The organism is Acetobacter sp. ESL1128 (assembly GCF_058505085.1).
Genome location: NZ_CP196369.1, coordinates 428,355 through 446,768, shown reverse-complemented (window position 1 = coordinate 446,768; position 18,414 = coordinate 428,355). Strand labels below are relative to the sequence as shown.

The following is an 18,414-nucleotide window of genomic DNA, read 5'->3' as shown; positions in this document are numbered from 1 at the left end:
GTGAGCATGCCCAGAACCAAAACCAAGCTGTTTGCTGGCAACCGGCTGCGCCAGCTCCGCCAGCGCGAGGGCATGACACAGGCCGTGCTGGCGGAGTGTGTTGGCGTATCGCTCAGCTACCTTAACCAGCTTGAGCGCAACCACCGCCCCCTGCCCGACCACCTTTTGCAAAACCTGTGCGAACGCTTTGCCCTGAGCCCCGCATGGTTTGCCGACACGCGCGAAGCCCATGCCGTGCAGGCACTGCGCGAGACCATGGCCGACCCGATTTTTAAAAACTCACCACTACCACTTACCAAAATGGCGGAAGCCGCCCGCCAGACCCCCGAACTGTGCGAGGCATTTTTAACTCTCTACCGTGCATACACGTTTGAGCAGGAGCGGCACGCACACGCCCCCTTGGCCAGCACACCCCCGCTTGAACCTTACGAGGCCGTTGGTAACTGGGTGCAGGACCACAACAACTATTTTCATGAACTTGATTGTGCAGCCGAGGCATTTTACGAACGTCTTATCAGCACGGATGCATCGCTGGACGTAGCCCTTGCCCAACACCTGCGTAACCAGCACGGGCTGGGTATAACCCATAATACGGATATGCAGGAACGCGGGCTGGTCTGGCGGATTGACCGGCATAAACGCCAGGTGCAGCTCCCCCACAACCAGCCGCCAGAAAGCACACTGTTTTTTCTGGCCCAGATTATAGGCCAGCTGGAACACACCCGCCTGATGACAGACATTTTGCGCCGCGAAGGCCCAAAGGAGCGCAATGCGCAGGAACTCGCACGGGTGTATCTGGGCAATTATTTTGCCGGAGCACTCATCCTGCCCTATACGCGCTTCCTGCATAAGGCCCAGAGCATGCGGTATGATGTGGACGACCTGCGCCGCCACTTTGGCGTCAGTTTTGAGCAGGTCTGCCACCGCCTGAGCACCATGCAGCGCTTTGGTGCGGAAGGGATTCCGTTCTATTTTCTCAAACTGGATATTGCTGGCAATATTCTTAAAAGTTTTTCGGCCAACCGTTTTTCTCAGGCCCGTTTTGGCGGGCCCTGCCCGTTGTGGAACGTGTTCCGTGCCTTTGCAACACCGGGGCAGATTCAGGTCCAGCTTTCGCAGACAACTGATGATTCCATTTATCTGAATGTTGCACGCACTGTTGGGCGGGAAGGACTGAGCTACGCCGACCGCCCCCGCCAGATTGCCATTGTGCTGGGCTGCGCCATAGCAGATGCGGCAAAAACCGTTTACGCCGCCGGGCTTGATCTGGCGGACCACACATTGGTTGTACCTATTGGCCCCGGATGCCGGGCCTGTGGGCGGGAACTATGCAGCCACCGCTCGCTCCCTGTTTCTGGCAGGGTGCTGGATACAGGCAGCAATGCGCGCGGGGTTGTGCCCTACAGGGCTGTGCCCGAACACTAAAAAACCCGCTCAGGGAGCGGGTTTGGTGCTGGTAGGGCAAGGGGTAGGAGGAGAAGAAAGAACCTTCCGGACTGACCGGGGATGCAAAACAGCCCGGAAGTTTAGGGGGGATAGTTTTTTACGGTAGTCACGACAACCACAGATTGTCGCGGTGATGCCCCTTGCCCCACCAGCAGAAACGCCTTCATCACCGCGACAAGATGATAATAAGAACGATTCTCATTAAAGAGCAAGCGAAAAAACAAGGGGTGCCGAAATTTTTTTCGCCACCCCTTGCGTTATTCTTACAAGCCTTTGGTTTATCAGTGCTTTTAGTGGGCACTTCCCGTAGCGGAATCGGCCTTGGAGGCATCCGGGGTTGCGGCAGCCGGGGCCGCAACACTGGGAGCAGCCGCCGGCGCGGGGGCCGTAGCCGGGGCTGGCGTTACAGCAGCACTCCCCTGAGTTGCCGCCTTGGCCGGAGCCTGCGCTGGGGCTTGTGCCGGGGACTGGGAATTTGCGGACTGGTCCACAAAATCGTCCGAGACAAACACAATGCTATCCAGCAACTGGTCCAGTGCCTCCTTTGCCTGTGCGGCCTGTCGGCCCTCGGTCAGCACCCGGGCGCGGTACAGGGTGCTTTTGGTCTGTTCCAGCGGGGCAAGCGCGATAATAAAGTCGGCATCTTCGCCCACTACCTGCAGGTTCTGCTGGGCCTGTGCGTTCTGCCCGGCCTTGAGGGCTTTGTTGGCTTGCTGGGCGGCGGCTTTTTTATCGGGGGCCAGAGTTTCGGTCAGAATGAACTCACCACCAACGGGAATCCACGTCACAGCGCCGGTTGTGGGCTTATGGGTGGCAGAAACAGGGTGCTGGGGGGCAGGCTGCAACTGGTCTTCCGCCGCATAAAACCGCCGGTTATCCTTTTGTGCCGCAACAAAGCGCTTTTGCGCATCGTAAATCGGGGGGATGGCGGCATCCGTTTTGCCCTGCGCCAGCAGGTCACGCGCGACCAGCACATCCTGCAAGGCTTTCTGCCCATCCACAGACAGGTGGTGCAGGGCACGCCCGGCCTTGAACTTTTCCCAATCTGTGTGAATGGCCCCGGCATGCGCTGCCGAAGCACTGACCATAAGAGCGGCCACTGCCGCAAGAGATGCCTTAAAACGCATAAAAACAATCCTGACCGAAAATGTTGAACACCAAAGTATTAAGGATTCAAACTCAATATCTGGTTAGCAAAATACGTTTCTCAAGGTGTTGAATGCAAAAGAAAGAGCATTAAAAAATTTATTATTTTTGAAAACTTTGCTTTACTGGCCGTGCAAGTCCTGAACTGACCAACCATTACGCAATACTGCCATGTTGTAAAAACAGGCACAGCACCCCAGACAGGCATGGCTGCGGCCCTGCTCTCCCCAGCCCCCCTGCGCCCTATTGACGCGCAAAAAAAGCCCTTTGCGTTAGATTCGCCCACAGATTCTGCGGATGCTCCGGTGCATAAGCCTGTGGATAATGTGTACAGTTGGTGTGAATGCCGCGCATCCACCGTGCAGGCACACCCCCCCCATCGGGCGCCCCTTGTCATGCAAGTGTCACACTGCACAGGGTATGCGCTTGCTACATGCCTGCCAATCAACCACACCGGCGGGGCAGAGGGTTCGATTGTTACACACGACAGACGAGTGCAGCATCTGGCTGGCCACCCATATTCTCCCGCATGAAGGCCATATCCGCGCCGGGTTACGCCGCTACGCCAATATTGAAGCTGACGACATTATTCATGAAGCCTACGTTGTTATGGCGCAGGCACAGTGGTCATCCATTACCAACCCGCGCGCCTATTTTGTTTCGGTCTGCCGTAACCTTGTTATGCAGCATTACAGGCGCGCACGGGTTGTGCCAGTTACCAGCCTTGCTCTTATACAGGCAGACACGCTGGCAGATACGGCCCCCTCCGCCGAGCAGGTGGCATCTGCCCGGCAGGAAATGCGCTTCCTTGAAAAAGCCATTGCAAAACTTCCCGCCCGGTGCCGGGATATTTTTGTTCTGCGCCGCGCACGTGGCCTGACACAAAAGGAATGTGCCGCGCAATTGAATGTTTCTGAAAATATTGTAGAAAAACAGCTTGCCCGCGCACTTGTTTTTCTTTCCAGAGAATATGCGCAATCAGAGAGGGAAATGACCGTTGAGGTGGAGCAGCGCCCGCGTCTTGTCCACTCTCGCAAGCACCAGCCCTGACGAGACTGCGGCGCAATGGTACAGCCAGACTGGACAAAGCCCCCCTTTGCGCAAGCGAGCAGCAGGCATTCCAGTAATGGCTTGAGCAGGATATACGCCACAAAAGTACCTTCCTGCGTGCCAGAGCCATATGGCATGCCAGCGCAACAAAAGAAAAGAATACAGACGAACACATGACCCTTCTGGGCCATGCCATACGCCTGCCCCCCGCGGTTGTGCCGGCGAATATTACGGAACCCACATCGCGCATTCAAAGCAACGTCATCAACAATAACATTATTCCGCTAGTTAGCATGGACGACATCATCACGTTCCAGCCCCAATATACTGACTTCTTTTGGCCTGCTCTATGAGAGCGAAAAAGGGACCTATTTTTCCATTATTGGCAAATACTGGGGCTTGGACAGCATGACCAACGCCGCAGGCAATACACAGTTTGCCAACCAGCACAAAATTGGCAGCAACATAACAGCCGACCTTGCGCCGGGCTGGCGCATCCGCAATGCTGGCAGCGTGTTCCGCGAAATTACGCCCAACCTTAAAATTGGCACTCTGTTCAACAACCGCGCCATCACCAACTTTGCGGGGAACCAGAGCTATGGTGATGCCCCTCTTTACTGGCGCAACCCCGGGCGCAGTGTATTCTTTAACCTTGCGATGACCGTACCATGAGACACCTTGCCCTGTTCTGCGCACTGTTTGTGGCAACGCCCGCCTTTGCAGCGCCCTCAGCCCCCCTTCCCTCCACACAGCACGGAGCCGTGCTGGAACGGGTGGTGCTGCTTGCCCGCCACGGCATACGCAGCCCCACCAAACCACCCCAGACCCTGCAGGCCCAGACCGGCCACGCATGGGCACAATGGCCCGTAGCCCCCGGTGAGTTAACCGCGCACGGCAAGCAGGCACTGGCCCAGATGGTGGAACTGGTGCGCCAGCACTACACGCTGGCGGGCCTGCTCCAGCAGGGCAACTGCCCCGCACCTGCCAGCATTGCCATATGGGCCGATGCCAAGGACCACCGCACGCGCGAGAGCGGGAGCATCTGGGCCGACCAGCTTGCACCGGCCTGCGGCTTGCGCGCCAGCAACCTGCCCGATGGGCAGGAAGACCCCATTTTTGCAGGCTCACCAGCACCACTCAGCACGCAGGAACAAAGCGCCATCACGCGGGAGTTTGACCAGCGCGCGCGCACCCTGCCCCCCACGGTGGAAGCCAGCATGAGCACGTTGCAGGCCGTTCTGGCCCCCACCGCCTGCACAACCGATACCCCCCACTGCCTGAGCGCCAACAAAGCCACGCTAGCTTGGAAAAAGGGCAAACCCCACCTGGAAGGCGGCATTGCCACCGGTGGCACAGCGGCCGAAAACCTGCTGCTGGAATACACACAGGGCATGCCCGCACAGGCCGAACCGTTTGGGGGGCATGACCCCGCAACCCTGATCGGGCAGGTGTTCCCCCTCCATACGGAGGAAAGCTGGCTTGTCCGCCGCCTGCCCACACTGGCCGCCCACAAAGGTGCCCCCATGGCCGCGGCCGTGCAAAGTGCGCTGGACGGCAAACCAGTGGAGGGTGTGCCCGCAGTAACCGGGCAGACAAAACTGTTCGTGCTGGCCGGGCACGACACCAATCTGGATGCACTGGCCACACTGTACGGACTGGACTGGTCCTTTGCCGACCAGCCAGACCCCACAGCCCCCAACACAACACTGGCCTTTGAGCTGTGGCGCACGGCACATGGCCCCTACATTGTTGTCCGGCTGTTCCATCAGGGGCTGGAAGCCCTACGCACTCTGGCCCCACCCACTCCGGCACTGGCCATGCAGGTCATTGCTGCAGGCTCGTCCCTCCAGACCTTGCAGCCTGCCCGGTAGGCACCACACCACCGCGCATATGGGGGGCGGGATGCCTTTGCAAACACCCTGCTCACACCCCATATCATGTACCATGACCGATGCACGGACCCCAACCGGGGCGGCCCACCCCACCGAACTCCTGCGCCAGCGCCGCATGGCGCTGCTGCTTGTCCGGCTACCGGACAAAACACGGGGCTGGCTGTTCTGGCTACGCGAACCGAGGCAGAAGTGGCTGCGCCTGCCTGCTGGCTCATTGCTGGTTGTAGGGGGGCTGTTTTCCTTCCTGCCCGTGCTGGGGTTGTGGATGCTCCCCTTGGGCATTACCCTGCTGGCAGAGGACTTTGCCCTGTGCCGCAAGGTTTGCGCCCATATGCTGGACTGGGTTATTAAGCGCAAACCCCACTGGCTGGGCATAGAACCGGACGAAACGGAGGAGGATGCCTACCTCCGCATCCGCCCGCAAATCCCTCCCCACCACCGCACAGGCATGGACGAACAGGCAGACCTGTAGGCTGCTCAGGCCCGCACTCAGCGGGGTGTGGCAGGCGGGCAGGCCGGGCTTGGGCCAAGGTTTATAAGCGTTTGCGTGCGCACCATGGGGTCCACTGTATGCAGGAGCGTACTAACCCCCCACTGGCGTTGGTCAAACGTGGCATCACTCTGGATCTGGGTGAGGGTATTGCCTGTAAAATGCATGGCCACATCAAAGGTGAGCGGGTGGGTCTGCCCCCGCATGCTCAGCTGGCCCACAAGCTGGGTGTGCGGTTTGCCCTGGCGGATTGTGGGTTTGCAATCCCCGACAAACGTCATGCTCGGGTGGTCGTCCCCATCCAGCATGATGCCAGAAAGCATGATCCCCCGCAGCACGGACGACCCGACCTTGAGAGACTGCACAGCCATGCTCAGTTCCACATGGCAGCTCTGGTCCTCGGGGTTGTAGGTCAGGTTGCCTTTGAGCTGTTCAAAGCTCCCTTCAATACTGGTCACGGCTGTTTTGGCGTACAGGTGGGCCTGTGTATTGGCCGGCCCCAGCACCACATGCTGGGGCTGAGCCAGCGCGCGCGCATATGGCAGGGCCATGCCTGCACAAGCGACCCCCATAAGCAATACTGCCTGAGCTGTACGTCTTGCCATAAAACCTCCCTCATGGCGGCATCCAGCCATTGGGCCGCTCCATACCCCCTGTTAACGCCCCATGGGCCAAAAGGCTGCCCGGCTCATGGTGCGCCATCTGTGGCGGTGCCTGATGCGTTACAGCTCCGCCCACTGGCGCATGAGGTTGTGGTAGGTTGCGGTCAGCCCCAGTACGGCGGGGTGGTTATCGGGCAGGGCCTTGCGTGTTTCCATAATCGAGCAGTCAAACTGGTACAGTAACGCACGTTGTGTGTCGTCCCGCACCATGGACTGGGTCCAGAAGAATGATGCCCAGCGGCTCCCCCGCGTAATGGGGCTGACCGCATGCAGGCTGGTGGACGGGTACACCACCATATCCCCCGCTGGCAGCTTGACACTCTGCTGGCCGTACGTGTCCTGAATAACCAGTTCCCCTCCGTCATACTCATCCGGTCCACTTAAAAACAGGGTAGAGGAAACATCCGTGCGCAGGCGGAACCCCGTGCCGGGCACGGGCCGGACGGCGTTATCCACATGCATGTCAAACTGCATGCCCTGATCGTAACGATTGAACAGGGGAGGATAAACACGCAGTGGCAGGGCCGCACTGTGGAACAGCGGGTTGCGGCCCAGTGCCTGCAAAATCAGGTCCCCCAGATATTTACTGGCCTCACTGTCCTGCGCAATCTGGAGGTTGTATTTGGCTTTGGCGGACTGGTCCCCCGCGGTTACCTTGCCATCCACCCAGTTCTGCTGCTCCAGAATCTGGCGGAAACGCGCGACCTCCTCCTCCGTCAGAACTTTGGGAATATGGACCAGCATGCGCCTGTGCTCCTTGGGTTGGCTATATGGGCCGCTTATAGGTGATTATGCGAATGATTATCAATAAAAATAAGCAGTCACTCACCTGCTCCCGCCACGCACGCACCCCTTGCATCCATGCCGTTAGGGTATAAAGTCCGCCCCCTTGCACGGCATGCCGCATGCCCCCGACCACACAGCACAAAAAGCATAGAGCCATGTTATAAACACCAAACCACAACAGCCACACAGGCACATTGGTTGTGATATGCATAAATACCACAGGCTGTGCTTTGTATTATAAACGCGGTTGGTATTATACTGTGCCGTTCGTCAACTGATTTGGTTCTTGTCCTGCGTTATTAACACTCCGTGCCGAATCATATTTTATATAGTGCTTTCAAAGGGTTCCGTTCACATATGTCTCCCGCATTCATTACCTTGTCCCCCCTCGATCAAATGAAGGAGACAATGAACGAGACACCGGCGCATGTTCGCGAGCTGTTGCGCGCTGTGGTCACACAATCCGGGCCGACCTGCGTAAACCTTTTTTACTCCGCACTGTTCCAGCACAAACGCGCCGCCATTTTTCTGGAAAAGGAAACGGTTGAGGTCAAAATGCGGCCCCAGCTTCTGGCCTGGATCCAGAGCCTGTTCTTTACCGATGCCGACCATGTTGAGGACCTGAGCGAACTCCAGTGCCGTGTGGGGGCAGTTCATGCCCAGCTTGAAATTCCGACCGATATTGTGGTGTACGGGATCTACATTATCAAACAGGCACTGATTGAGGGCATAAAAGCCGCCACATCAGATAAAGACGACGTTATTGCCGCCATTATCTACCTGAACAACATGATGGACTTTGCCTTCAAGTTCATGATCAAGGCCTATGACGTCAGCTTCCGCAAGAAGGTGGAAAGTGACGAGGCCTTCCGCCTTGTCTCGCTCGGGCACAATATTTCCTACGAAAAAGAAACACAGATCAGCACCTTTTCGGGCTGGAGCACGCAGGCATTCTACTGCCTGTGCAAAGGCCACCCCGAAGACCTGCCCACCATTGCGGAATCCGAATTCGGCCTGTGGCTGACCCATAAAGGCATGAGCCTGTTCAAGGGTACGCACGAGGCCAATGAAATCCAGCGCAAGGTGCGTGAGCTGGATGCCAAGATTACGGCCATCCGCCAATCCGGTGTTATTCCGTCGGACTTCCCCACCGAACTCCACAAGGCCATTACCAAACTCACGTTCCTGATCGGGCGCGTGTTCCGGCATCTGGAGGAAGTGGAAAACGGGCGGGACCCGCTGACCAAGGTGTTCAACCGCCGGTTCCTTGATGTGGTGATCCAGAACGAAATTACCTTTGCCCTGACGCACGAAAAACCATTCAGTCTGGTTATTCTGGACATCGACCACTTCAAAAAAATCAATGACCGCTTTGGCCATCTGGTGGGCGATGAAGTGCTGTGCTTTGTGGCCGAGATTATTGCTGCCAACGTCCGCGCCAACGACTTTATCTTCCGCTACGGGGGCGAGGAGTTCCTGATTGTCCTGACCGAGGCCCCGCTGGCGGATGGTCTGGCCTGTGCGGAGCGTATCCGTCATGCGTTGGCTGAACAGGCGCTTACGCTCTCCTCCAATGATCAGGTGCATGTCACTCTCTCTGGCGGGGTCACCACGTTCGAGGGCGAAACCAATGCCCGCCTGCTGATCCATCAGGCGGATGAGGCGCTTTACAAAGCCAAGAACAATGGCCGCAACCGCATTGTAACAACGCACCACGCCTCTTAAAAACGCCTGATTATATTACGAATATATCAGCATTGCTGCTCGCGTTCCTTGTTACACACAAAAGGAACGGAGGCGGGAGGCTGCATCCCGCGCATGGCGAATTTATGCACAGTGCATTGAATAAAAACAATTTTATATGCCTTTTCCCGCGTTTTTCCTGTACGCTGGGCTGTGTTTCCCTTCTGGCATTGCAACAATTGCAGTGCAGAAGCGCCATGTTTTCTTGGTAATAATTTTTTTTCTGAGTTTACTGCGTATTTTATTGCTTATAAAATCACCCAACGAAAACTGAATAAATCGCATTCAATCTCCACGAGTAAACTATGTATGCCTGACTGTACCATTGCCCCTATGTGGGATGCCGGAACGCTTCCCCCTCCATCACTCCCCCACAAGGAGTTTATTAAGGGTGTGAGCAATATCCAGAACGGGCATGGTCGTCGCGTTGGGTTGCTGGCTACGCGGATCAACGAACTGGCGGGACTGGGGCTGGACCAGGATATTATCCAGCTTGCCGGGGAACTGCACGACACAGGCAAGGTACTGACCGGGCGGGACATCCTGCACGCACCGCGCCCACTGACCCCGGAAGAAAAAGGCGTTATTCGCAAGCACCCTCTGCTGGGGCTTGGCGTGCTGCAATGGTACGAGCACGAATTCCCGCGTGAAGTCATGGATGCCGCCCTGCTCCACCATGAACGGTGGGATGGCACAGGCTACCCGCTTGGGCTTAAAGGGGCACATATTCCGCTATGGGTGCAGGTTATATCCGTGGCGGATACCATTGATGCCTGCCTGTCCAAGCGCAATTACAAGCATTCCTGGACACCCGAAGCGGTCAGAAAAATTCTGCAACAAGAAGCCGGGCGCGCGTTTGAACCCAAGCTGGCCCTTTTGTGCGCCACCCATCTGGATGACCTGCTGGAAGTCTGGAATGCCGATTACGCGTGGGAAAAAATGGGGAACAAGCTCCCCGACAACCTGCATTCAAACTAACCCCCGCACACGCAGGAACAGGGGTTGGTTCCCGCTCAGGCCGGTACGTTCTGTAACACCGTAAAGCCTTCAAACACTGGCGGGCCTGCGGTCAGGGCACGCCCCTGCCCTGCCCCCGCATGGGCCTGACGGAACTGCTCGGACTGGGTCCAGCCCACAAACGCATCGTATGACGCCCATACGGTATGGGAGGCATAAAGCCTGCCGCCTTCCTTTTCCGGGCCTTGCAGAAACTGGAAGCTGATAAAACCGGGCACACTCTGCAACAGCACCTCGCGCTCCAGCCAGCGCTGGCGGAAGGCCTCCTCGTTTTCAGGCGGGACCACAAAACGGTTCATGGCAATGTAGTGGGGCATGGTCTGTCTGTTCCTTTCCATACAGGTGGCGGGGTGGCCTGATCCTTAAAACTCCGCGACATCCCGGACCGAGGCATCTCCCTGCCCCATAATCCAGTATCCCGCTGCCTTTATCCACTGGGCGGGTACGCAACGCTCTTCCAGCAGGTACTGCCGCACGGCCCGGGCAACATGCGCTTCTGCCCCAACCCAGACAAAGGTGCCCGGTTCAATACAGACCTTGTCCAGTGCCGCTACAAGGGCCTGTGCCTGATCCGCCTGCGCCATGGGCCGGTGTACCCAGTACGCGCCATGGCTGGCAGAGGTTGCAAAACTCTGCTCATCTTGCGGCCCGGGCACGGCAACAACGGTTGTTACGGCTGCATGGGCGGGCAGTTCCTCCACCCTGCGGCCAATGGCTGGCAAAGCTGTTTCATCCCCCACAAGGAGCCATTGCGCGACCGGGCCTGCAATAACGCGCGAACCTTTTGGCCCACCAATATCCAGCTGTGCACCCACGCTGGCCGTGCGCGCCCATGCCGCGGCCGGGCCTGCGTGATGGTCCACAAAGTCCAGCACCAGCGTTGCACTCCGCTGGTTATAGCGGCGTGGTGTGTAATCCCTGCGCACTTCCACACCATCGGCTCCGGGCAGGAAGATTTTAATATGGTCATCGGGGGAATTACTGACAAAATCCGCCATATCCGGCCCACTCAGGGTTATACGGATCATATGGGGGGTCAGGCGCTCCACAGCCACCACGCTCAGGCTACGCCTGCGCAGCGGGTGGCGCACGGACTCACTTGCTGGTGCAGGTGGCCATGCCTGTTCTTTAGCTGTGTTATGCATCTCTGTCTGGTCCCTGAATGAGCGTGGAGGATGCTCCAATGGCGCTTATGTCTGGCTGATTGCGCGGGCGGCCTCGTCCAGCAGGGCGGCAATCTGTTCCGCTTCCTGCGCACTTAGCCCGCCGTTGCGCAGCTTCAGGCGAAGAGCGGTTTTCAGGTTTTCCATGGCGCGCAGCACGGGTACCGGTGCATTCCGCCGCCCGCCATGTTCTGGCGCATCGGTGCTGGCAGCACGGGTAAGAATGGCGTGCAGGTCCGCACTATTGGCCGCCAGATACGCCTCCCCTTCGGGCGTGATGTGGTACGTCTTGCGCCCACTCTGCTCTGCGGGGCGGATGTGCCCGGCTTCTTCCAGCCATGTGAGTGTGGGGTAAATCACACCGGGGCTGGGCGTGTAGCTGCCTGCAAACTTGTCTTCTATGGTTTTGATCAGTTCGTACCCATAGGTCGGGTTTTCCCCGATCAGGCTCAGCACGAGCAGACGCATCTCCCCGTAATCGAACAGCCTGTGGCGGCCACCCCGCCGTCCACCGCCGCCCCGCCCGTGATGGTGGCGGCCATGCCCTGCCAGATCGGACCGACCTTCGGGGGCAAAAAACTGGTGGCGGTGGCGACCGCCTGCGTGTCTGTTTTTGTGTTTCATGACTCCGATATACATTCCGATATATCGTAAGTAAAGATATATCGGGATATGTTTTTAAAATCCTGCCCCAACCCCCGCAAATCCGCCAGAGACTCCCCCGCGCACGCCACGCCAACACAGGCAGGATTGACTTGGTAGGCGTGTTTTATTCATACTCAGGCACGGCAATGGACTCTGCCGGATTTTGGCCCGCTAAAATCGAACCGCCTTACTGGCTGATGATTCCTACCCCGCAAAACCATGCGTGAGGGAGGAGTGCGTCCAAAACCATGCCCCGCATACACAACCAGACCGGGCTTTGCCCCACCCCCACCAACCGCACAGGCAGGAACCCCTTGCAATGCGCCTGATCGCTGTTCTGGACGATGCCCAGACCGCAGCCCTGACCCTGCACACCGCAGGCCAACTGGCTGCCCGGCTGGGAGGGGCAGATATTTGCGCCTTCCACCCCATGCCCGCCACGGACCCTGATTTTCAAAGCCCGGATGAAGGGCTGCCAGACCCCGCACAACAGGCCCGCTTTGCGCAAACGGTTGCCACCCGTGCCCATGCCATCCGCCAGATTTTTGAACACTGGCGCAGTACAGCGCAGGGCAGCCCCCATGCCCAATGGGTGGAACAGGCAGGCCCGCCGCGCACAACCCTGAGCCTTGCCGCCAGCAAAGCCGATTTTGTTGTTCTTGGCCCGGCCAGCGCGGCCACTACACCAACAACCCGGCAGAGCTTTGCCGCTGCCCTGTACGATGCACAGGCAACGGTGCTTATTGCCCCACCCACACCACAGCCGGGTTTTGGCCAACACCCCGTTATAGCCTGGCAGGACACCCCCAACCTGCACCGCGCCACCGCCGCCGCCATGCCCCTGCTCCGCACGGCTGAGCGCGTGAGCATTCTGTTAGGGGAACACCACCCCAACGCGGTTGCAGACCCCACATTGCTGGCCACACTGCGCACGCTTGGCGTGGCGGTCACGCTGGAGCGCTTTGTTCTGACAGAACAAAGCGTGGGCGAGCAGCTCCGCGCACGCGCCACGCAGGCGGGGGCAGACCTGCTGGTTATGGGAGCATACGGCCGACCGCATTTTATTGAATGGCTATTTGGCGGCCCCACCGTGGACCTGCTGGCCCATGCCACATGGCCAATACTGACCCACCATTGATAAACACAGAACCACAGGCACAGAGTTTTCCATGTTGACCAACATTTTACCCTCTCTTCTTATCGGTCTGGCCGGGGCTGCTGGCACATTGCTGCGCTACTGGGTGGGGCTGGCAACCTTACGGTGGAGCCAGCTTCTGCCATGGGGGACAATTGCCATTAATGTATCCGGCTCGTTTGCCATTGCCTTTTTTGGCACCCTGACCGCAGCAGGCGGCCGCCTGCCCGTGTCCGAAACCGGAAGGCTGGTGTTTATGGTCGGGCTATGCGGGGGGTACACCACGTTTTCCTCCTTCAGCCTGCAAACGCTTGACCTGCTTAAAAACGGAGCACCCGGGCGGGCACTTCTCAATATCGGTCTGTCTGTCGGGCTGTGCATGCTCAGTGTGAGCGCAGGCTACGTTGCCGCGCAGGCCATAAATACCGCAAGCGGCACCGAAAACTGATGTACAAGGCCATATTTTTACCAGTACCTACACTACGCCCCATGGCTGCGGGCGCGGGTTAAGGCCCAGAACACGCCGCGCCTTGTGGTTGCTCGCGCCATCAAGCTGGTTCTGATAATATACACTTTCCGGCCCCAGTTGCTGCATGGCGGTTTGCTCATCCATATGCCCCGGCGGGGGAGCACCAACCCACCGGGCATAGGCTGGTAGCCATGCCTGCACCCGTACTGGCTGGTCATCCACCACATTGTAAATACCCTTTGACGCAGTCAGGGCAGATACGGTTGCTGCTGCGGCATCCTCTACATGAATAAAGGAGAACACGCTCCGCCCCGCCCCAATTATGGCCACCTCGCCCCGGCGCATATGGGTGGTAAAGGCCCCTTCGGGGTCGTACCATGTATGGGGGCCATAAAAAAAGCCGTATCTCAGGGCTATTCCCTGCATATCTGTTGTGTTGATAACACGGTTTTCCAACGCAGCATACATGCGTGCACTCTCCCCCACATGGCCGGGGGCTGTGGTTTTGAGTGCAGCCGTATCGTCCGCCAGCGCACCGGCTCCATCAAGATAAAAGCCGCAGGACTGCTGGATATATCGCTTTACGCCACAGGCCTGTGCCGCATCAAACAGGTTGCCGCCCCCTTGCAGGCGTAAAACCCGGTCAGCAGGCAGCCTTTGGGGCAGGTCAAACGGACTGGCCGGGAGCGATGTTAGCTGGTCCACCACACAGTCGGGGCGCACCTGCTCCATAATGGCAAAAACTGCTGAGCGGTCCAGCGCATTCCCCTGCACTACCCCCGCACCAAGCGCGCCAACCACCTCCACCCCACGCGGGCTTTGTGCCATGCCCCATACTGTATGTCCTGCATGGCGCAACTGCGTGATCAGGGGACGGCCAAGCGCACCACTGGCTCCGGCTACAAGAATCTTCATGCCTGTTTATCCGTCTGTTCAAGGGGCGGGAGCAACAAAGGGAGCAGCCTTGTTCTTGACGAAAAAGGCAATAAACCGCGCAGGTTCGGTAGTACTGGCATTACGCCCCACAAGATGCACATCTGCCGGGCCTTCAAAAAAGCTTTGTCCCTTATGCAGTGTTACAGCAGCCTGCCCTTTGACCTGCATAATCACACTGCCCTGAAGCACATACACAAAAACAGAGGCATTATGCCGGTGCACAGGGTCTGCCCCACCGGGTGGGTAATCCACCAGCACCATGGCCCCCTCCTTGCCTGCAAGGCCGGGTAGGTCGTGGGTCAGCAAAGGGGTCACACCGGTAGCAGGAGCGGCGTGTGCTCCTCCGGCCACGACACAAAGCACCATGCCGCAAAGGGCCATGAATTGACGCATAATCGAACCTTTTTTACAAAATCTGTCTGGGCTATCAGGCGGATGCCGCACGTTTTTTCTGCCGCACCCTGCTGGTTCTGCGGGTGCGGGCCCGCTCCCCAAACCAGTGTTCTGCCTCCCCCATAAAAGCCGTGGGGGCTTTATTGCGCACGGTCTGCGCCAGATCGGCCAGTGTGGTCTGGGCCAGTTGGGCACGCATGGCCTGCTCGGCCTGCAACATGGCGGCATGAATACTGCATACGCCCCGCTCGGCCCATTCTGGCGGGCAGTTACCAAACAGGGCACAACGCCCACGGATTTCCTGACAGGTAAAAAGCGCTTTGCGCCCTTCTGCCGCATCCACCACATCCAGCACGCTAATCTGTGCGGCGGGGCGTGCAAGCTGGTAGCCCCCACGCAGCCCTTCCGCGGCAATGAGCAGCCCGGCTTTTTCCAGCCGGGGCATGAGCTTGGCCATAAAAGCTGCGGGAATCCCCTGCATGTCCGCCAGGTCCAGACTGCTCACTGGCTCGGTGTGCTCCACCAGCCAGAGCAGGCTGTGCAGAACGTATTCAGTGCTTGCGCCATAAAGTGCCATACGCGGACCATATTGGTCCGCGTTTTGATTCGCAAGAAAAAACCGCCCCAAAAAGGGCGGTCATCCTGAACCATACGGTATGGTCGCCTACCCCGCCCTTTACTGGCAGGCGGGGCAGGCCATAGCCGCCATTACTGGCCCACGGGCATAATCCGTGCCGCACGGCTAAGCGCCATAAGCGGGAAGAACTGGCGATACAGGTCATACCGCAGCATGAACGCGCGGGAGAGTTCAGCCCCCTGCTGCAGGCGTTTGGCCACTGCCGGGTCATCAAGCTTGATGGTCTGCCCCACCCCGTAACCGGGGAAGCCAGTGCCGGTAAACTCTTCTTCCGTCCAGCTACCATCGGTTTCCTGCCGGTCGATCAGGTAGCGGCAGCCGCGCGCAATGGCAGGGTGGTCCTGCTCACGGTTGGCGGCAATCAGCCCCATAAGCGCCCACGCGGTTTGCGACGGCGTGGTTGTGCCCCATCCGATGGAGGAAACATCCATATAGGATGCACAACTTTCACCCCAGCCGCCATCTTCCTGCTGGTGGGCAATCAGCCAGTCACACGCACGGGTAATGTAGGGCTGTGTCATGTCCTCACCAATGGCGGCAAGGGCGGGCAGTACGGCGCCGGTGCCGTACAGGTAGTTCACACCCCAACGCCCGAACCATGCGCCCGATGCTTCCTGCTCGGCACGAATATACGCAAGCCCGCGCTGGAGGGCGGGGGTCTGGCGGGGCACACCCAGCAGGCCAAAGGCTTCCAGCACATGGGCGGTCACATCGACCGAAGGTGGATCAAGGGCTTCTCCAAAGTCACAGAACGGGATTTTGGAAAGCAGGCTGCGGTTATTGTCCTTGTCAAACGCACCCCAGCCGCCGCAACTGCTCTGCATGGCAATCAGCCAGTTCACACCGCGGGTTATGGCGTCTTCAACACCTTTTTCCTTCCATTCCTCCCGATTACGGCAGGAGGAAAGGGCAATCAGGGCTACAGCTGTATCGTCCGTATCGGGGTAACGGTCATTGGCGTATTCAAACGCCCAGCCGCCCGGTTCCACATCCGGCAGCTTGATCGACCAGTCCCCTTTAACACGCACCTGCCGCGCGAGCAGCCAGTCCAGTGCCTTGTCCATCTGTGGGGTGTAGCGTTCCTCGGCATTGGCATCATGCAAGGCCATAAGGGCCAGCATTGTGTCCCATACCGGGCTGTTGGTGGCCTGCACCCATGAGGCATCGCCCTGATCACGCCGCCAGCCCGGGTCATCCAGTGCGGCCAGAGCCTTGGCCATGACCGGGTGATGGAACTGGTAGTCCTCCCCATGCAGGGCCATCAGGCCGTAAACCCACGGGGGTTGAATCCCACCCCATCCACCATCGGCATCCTGATGGCGGATAATCCATTCCAGCATATGGCGGATAGCCGCCTCACGCACCGTATTCCGTTTGAGGAACCGGCTCTGGAGCCAGTGCAGCCCTTTGTCTGTGGTGCGGAAAAAGCTTGACCACAGATCCACCCCTTCCTTTTTGGGCAGAACGTAATCAAAGTTCTCACGCCCCTGGGGGAAGAGCGCATCCAGCCGGTCCTGCGGGCGCAGGGGGCGGCTTGGCCTGCGGGCGGAAAGAATGGCCAGCGGCACCAACGTTGCCCGTGCCCATTGTGCAAAGTTATAGATGGAAAAAACAAATTTGTTCGGGAACCAGATAACCTCGGGCGGGAGGTTGGGTGTCTGCTCCCACGGCCATTCACCAATCAGCGCCAGCCAGTAGCGGGTAAACACACGTACGTTGCGCAAGCCCCCCATGCGCATGATCCATGCACATGCCTTGCTCAGCTCTGGGGTATCGGCTGCGTAACCGAGCGAGCGCAGGGCGGCGTAGGCTTCCACCGTTGCGTTAATGTCGCCATTACCAGCACCCCAGTATGTGCCCCAAGACCCATCCTCGCGCTGCATGTGCAGCAGGGCTTTGCCAAGGCGGGGGCGCAGGGGGTGGTCTTCCAGCCCAAGGTACCACAGGGCCAGGCACCACTCCGCCTCCATGGAGGCATTGGACGCCACAGGCCCCACCCAGTGCCCATCGGCTTTCTGCTCCCCTATCAGCCAGTCGCAGGCGGCTGCCACGGTGTGGGCCAGACTGTTGCCCATGCCCGTAAACGGTGTGGGAGTTACACAGGAGGGAGTGGGAGGAACTGTAGCAGACACGGCCGCCTTCACTTTCGAGGGGTGAGAAATCGTATTCATTGGTGGTGACCCGAACACACTATACAAAGTTCAGTCATGCAAGGCCCTGCGCTTATGCGAGACTGGCTTCCATGGGTAAAGCCAGTTTTTGAATATCCGCAAAAACGCTGGTCCATTCTGCATCCTGCATATCGACAAACCCGAGACTTCTTAGAAAAAAAGCCCCTTCAGCGGCAAAAATCATTGTGCGTATCTGCCGTGCTTCCACGGTATGGCCTTCCCCCTGCCCCAGCCCCAGCCAGCGCGCATACCACGCCTTGATCGGGGCCAGATGCCGGGGGGACTGGAGCAGCGTTACCAACATACCCACCATGCGCGCACGTGCGGCATCATCTATGCGGGCACAGGCCTGCACATAGGCGCGGGCAAGGCTGGCCGGGCCTGCGGCAGCACTACGGCAACGCGCTACATGGGTATCAAACACCAGAATCCAGCGTTCGATCAGGGCTGCTATCAGGTCATCCTTGCTGCCAAAGCAGTATTGCAGGCCGCCTTTGGTAATCCCTGCCTCGCGCGCCACGGCATCCAGCGTAAGGGCGGTTGCGCCATTGCGCTGCACAAGGTGCTCGGCACAGGCCAGCACTTTTTCGCGGTCTATGGTTCTGGGGCGGGCCATACCTTTGCAATACCCTT

The 18,414-nt window shown here is 58.6% G+C and carries 20 protein-coding genes, 1 pseudogene and 1 riboswitch; of the genes and pseudogenes, 10 read left to right on the top strand and 11 right to left on the bottom strand.

Annotation, left to right across the window (positions count from 1 at the left end):
* Window positions 1-6: 6 nt before the first annotated feature.
* Window positions 7-1,425: a helix-turn-helix domain-containing protein gene (locus ACSYTG_RS02170; protein ID WP_489783940.1), complete on the top strand. Its 1,419-nt coding sequence runs from the start codon at window positions 7-9 to the stop codon at window positions 1,423-1,425.
* Between the two features lie 491 nt (window positions 1,426-1,916).
* Here ACSYTG_RS02170 and ACSYTG_RS02165 read toward each other — a convergent pair.
* A pseudogene (locus ACSYTG_RS02165) lies at window positions 1,917-2,573 on the bottom strand (YfdX family protein); the annotation flags it as partial.
* A gap of 493 nt (window positions 2,574-3,066) precedes the next feature.
* Between ACSYTG_RS02165 and ACSYTG_RS02160 the strand changes: the two are divergent.
* From ACSYTG_RS02160 to ACSYTG_RS02140, 5 genes are all read left to right on the top strand, one after another.
* Complete coding sequence (locus tag ACSYTG_RS02160) at window positions 3,067-3,642, top strand: RNA polymerase sigma factor (protein ID WP_489783941.1); 576 nt, start codon at window positions 3,067-3,069, stop codon at window positions 3,640-3,642.
* Between the two features lie 173 nt (window positions 3,643-3,815).
* Window positions 3,816-3,995, top strand: coding sequence for a hypothetical protein (locus ACSYTG_RS02155; protein ID WP_489783942.1), 180 nt, complete (start codon window positions 3,816-3,818; stop codon window positions 3,993-3,995).
* 55 nt (window positions 3,996-4,050) lie between these two features.
* Window positions 4,051-4,314, top strand: a complete 264-nt coding sequence (locus ACSYTG_RS02150; RefSeq protein WP_489783943.1) for a hypothetical protein — start codon at window positions 4,051-4,053, stop codon at window positions 4,312-4,314.
* On the top strand, window positions 4,311-5,513 hold the full coding sequence (locus tag ACSYTG_RS02145) for a histidine-type phosphatase (protein ID WP_489783944.1): 1,203 nt from the start codon (window positions 4,311-4,313) through the stop codon (window positions 5,511-5,513). The genes ACSYTG_RS02150 and ACSYTG_RS02145 overlap by 4 nt, the downstream gene beginning before the upstream one ends.
* Window positions 5,514-5,586: 73 nt before the next feature.
* Window positions 5,587-6,006, top strand: a complete 420-nt coding sequence (locus tag ACSYTG_RS02140) for a hypothetical protein (RefSeq protein WP_489783945.1) — start codon at window positions 5,587-5,589, stop codon at window positions 6,004-6,006.
* 17 nt (window positions 6,007-6,023) lie between these two features.
* Here the strand turns inward: ACSYTG_RS02140 and ACSYTG_RS02135 are convergent, their stop codons facing one another.
* Window positions 6,024-6,629, bottom strand: coding sequence for a YceI family protein (locus tag ACSYTG_RS02135; RefSeq protein ID WP_415420405.1), 606 nt, complete (start codon window positions 6,627-6,629; stop codon window positions 6,024-6,026).
* Between the two features lie 117 nt (window positions 6,630-6,746).
* Window positions 6,747-7,430: a Fe2+-dependent dioxygenase gene (locus ACSYTG_RS02130; protein ID WP_489783946.1), complete on the bottom strand. Its 684-nt coding sequence runs from the start codon at window positions 7,428-7,430 to the stop codon at window positions 6,747-6,749.
* Window positions 7,431-7,880: 450 nt separating this feature from the next.
* On the opposite strand from ACSYTG_RS02130, the gene ACSYTG_RS02125 reads away from it, so the two are divergent.
* Together ACSYTG_RS02125 and ACSYTG_RS02120 are read left to right on the top strand one after the other, a co-directional pair.
* Complete coding sequence (locus ACSYTG_RS02125; RefSeq protein WP_158093027.1) at window positions 7,881-9,197, top strand: GGDEF domain-containing protein; 1,317 nt, start codon at window positions 7,881-7,883, stop codon at window positions 9,195-9,197.
* 327 nt (window positions 9,198-9,524) lie between these two features.
* Complete coding sequence (locus ACSYTG_RS02120) at window positions 9,525-10,193, top strand: HD-GYP domain-containing protein (RefSeq protein ID WP_095349746.1); 669 nt, start codon at window positions 9,525-9,527, stop codon at window positions 10,191-10,193.
* 35 nt (window positions 10,194-10,228) lie between these two features.
* On the opposite strand, the gene hmuQ is transcribed toward ACSYTG_RS02120, so the two are convergent.
* Genes hmuQ through ACSYTG_RS02105 form a run of 3 tightly spaced genes read right to left on the bottom strand, consistent with a single transcriptional unit; the run spans window position 10,229 to window position 12,019 of the window.
* On the bottom strand, window positions 10,229-10,549 hold the full coding sequence (gene hmuQ / locus ACSYTG_RS02115; RefSeq protein WP_086645825.1) for a heme-degrading protein HmuQ: 321 nt from the start codon (window positions 10,547-10,549) through the stop codon (window positions 10,229-10,231).
* Between the two features lie 45 nt (window positions 10,550-10,594).
* Window positions 10,595-11,377, bottom strand: a complete 783-nt coding sequence (locus tag ACSYTG_RS02110) for a siderophore-interacting protein (RefSeq protein ID WP_489783947.1) — start codon at window positions 11,375-11,377, stop codon at window positions 10,595-10,597.
* A 45-nt stretch (window positions 11,378-11,422) separates the two neighbouring features.
* Window positions 11,423-12,019 carry a PadR family transcriptional regulator gene (locus ACSYTG_RS02105; RefSeq protein ID WP_253530589.1) on the bottom strand — a complete coding sequence of 199 codons (597 nt, stop codon included), beginning with the start codon at window positions 12,017-12,019 and terminating at the stop codon, window positions 11,423-11,425.
* Window positions 12,020-12,173: 154 nt separating this feature from the next.
* Window positions 12,174-12,254: riboswitch (Fluoride riboswitch) on the top strand.
* Window positions 12,255-12,359: 105 nt separating this feature from the next.
* On the opposite strand from ACSYTG_RS02105, the gene ACSYTG_RS02100 reads away from it, so the two are divergent.
* Entirely contained in the window at window positions 12,360-13,178 is an 819-nt protein-coding gene (locus tag ACSYTG_RS02100; protein WP_086645765.1) for a universal stress protein, read from the top strand.
* Window positions 13,179-13,209: 31 nt separating this feature from the next.
* A complete protein-coding gene (locus ACSYTG_RS02095) occupies window positions 13,210-13,623 on the top strand; it encodes a CrcB family protein (protein WP_095349744.1) in 414 nt (137 codons plus the stop codon).
* Between the two features lie 27 nt (window positions 13,624-13,650).
* Here ACSYTG_RS02095 and ACSYTG_RS02090 read toward each other — a convergent pair whose 3' ends face one another.
* From ACSYTG_RS02090 to ACSYTG_RS02070, 5 genes are all read right to left on the bottom strand, one after another.
* A complete protein-coding gene (locus ACSYTG_RS02090; protein WP_489783948.1) occupies window positions 13,651-14,559 on the bottom strand; it encodes an NAD-dependent epimerase/dehydratase family protein in 909 nt (302 codons plus the stop codon).
* 18 nt (window positions 14,560-14,577) lie between these two features.
* A complete protein-coding gene (locus ACSYTG_RS02085; protein WP_491706439.1) occupies window positions 14,578-14,973 on the bottom strand; it encodes a cupin domain-containing protein in 396 nt (131 codons plus the stop codon).
* A gap of 34 nt (window positions 14,974-15,007) precedes the next feature.
* Entirely contained in the window at window positions 15,008-15,550 is a 543-nt protein-coding gene (locus tag ACSYTG_RS02080) for an RrF2 family transcriptional regulator (protein WP_086645761.1), read from the bottom strand.
* A gap of 131 nt (window positions 15,551-15,681) precedes the next feature.
* A complete protein-coding gene (gene shc / locus ACSYTG_RS02075; RefSeq protein WP_198943877.1) occupies window positions 15,682-17,685 on the bottom strand; it encodes a squalene--hopene cyclase in 2,004 nt (667 codons plus the stop codon).
* A 148-nt stretch (window positions 17,686-17,833) separates the two neighbouring features.
* A complete protein-coding gene (locus tag ACSYTG_RS02070; protein WP_086645759.1) occupies window positions 17,834-18,397 on the bottom strand; it encodes a TetR/AcrR family transcriptional regulator in 564 nt (187 codons plus the stop codon).
* Window positions 18,398-18,414: the final 17 nt, after the last annotated feature.

Excerpts from the sequence above, each read along its gene's own strand:
- ACSYTG_RS02095 (WP_095349744.1), top strand. The coding sequence starts at position 13,210 with ATGTTGACCAACATTTTACCCTCTCTTCTTATCGGTCTGGCCGGGGCT.
- ACSYTG_RS02130 (WP_489783946.1), bottom strand. The coding sequence starts at position 7,430 with ATGCTGGTCCATATTCCCAAAGTTCTGACGGAGGAGGAGGTCGCGCGT.
- ACSYTG_RS02070 (WP_086645759.1), bottom strand. The coding sequence starts at position 18,397 with ATGGCCCGCCCCAGAACCATAGACCGCGAAAAAGTGCTGGCCTGTGCC.
- ACSYTG_RS02105 (WP_253530589.1), bottom strand. The coding sequence starts at position 12,019 with ATGAAACACAAAAACAGACACGCAGGCGGTCGCCACCGCCACCAGTTT.
- ACSYTG_RS02170 (WP_489783940.1), top strand. The coding sequence starts at position 7 with ATGCCCAGAACCAAAACCAAGCTGTTTGCTGGCAACCGGCTGCGCCAG.
- ACSYTG_RS02120 (WP_095349746.1), top strand. The coding sequence starts at position 9,525 with ATGCCTGACTGTACCATTGCCCCTATGTGGGATGCCGGAACGCTTCCC.
- ACSYTG_RS02150 (WP_489783943.1), top strand. The coding sequence starts at position 4,051 with ATGACCAACGCCGCAGGCAATACACAGTTTGCCAACCAGCACAAAATT.
- ACSYTG_RS02080 (WP_086645761.1), bottom strand. The coding sequence starts at position 15,550 with ATGGCACTTTATGGCGCAAGCACTGAATACGTTCTGCACAGCCTGCTC.
- ACSYTG_RS02100 (WP_086645765.1), top strand. The coding sequence starts at position 12,360 with ATGCGCCTGATCGCTGTTCTGGACGATGCCCAGACCGCAGCCCTGACC.
- ACSYTG_RS02155 (WP_489783942.1), top strand. The coding sequence starts at position 3,816 with ATGACCCTTCTGGGCCATGCCATACGCCTGCCCCCCGCGGTTGTGCCG.
- ACSYTG_RS02145 (WP_489783944.1), top strand. The coding sequence starts at position 4,311 with ATGAGACACCTTGCCCTGTTCTGCGCACTGTTTGTGGCAACGCCCGCC.
- hmuQ (WP_086645825.1), bottom strand. The coding sequence starts at position 10,549 with ATGCCCCACTACATTGCCATGAACCGTTTTGTGGTCCCGCCTGAAAAC.
- ACSYTG_RS02140 (WP_489783945.1), top strand. The coding sequence starts at position 5,587 with ATGACCGATGCACGGACCCCAACCGGGGCGGCCCACCCCACCGAACTC.
- ACSYTG_RS02090 (WP_489783948.1), bottom strand. The coding sequence starts at position 14,559 with ATGAAGATTCTTGTAGCCGGAGCCAGTGGTGCGCTTGGCCGTCCCCTG.
- ACSYTG_RS02085 (WP_491706439.1), bottom strand. The coding sequence starts at position 14,973 with ATGCGTCAATTCATGGCCCTTTGCGGCATGGTGCTTTGTGTCGTGGCC.
- ACSYTG_RS02110 (WP_489783947.1), bottom strand. The coding sequence starts at position 11,377 with ATGCATAACACAGCTAAAGAACAGGCATGGCCACCTGCACCAGCAAGT.
- shc (WP_198943877.1), bottom strand. The coding sequence starts at position 17,685 with ATGGGCAACAGTCTGGCCCACACCGTGGCAGCCGCCTGCGACTGGCTG.
- ACSYTG_RS02125 (WP_158093027.1), top strand. The coding sequence starts at position 7,881 with ATGAACGAGACACCGGCGCATGTTCGCGAGCTGTTGCGCGCTGTGGTC.
- ACSYTG_RS02135 (WP_415420405.1), bottom strand. The coding sequence starts at position 6,629 with ATGGCAAGACGTACAGCTCAGGCAGTATTGCTTATGGGGGTCGCTTGT.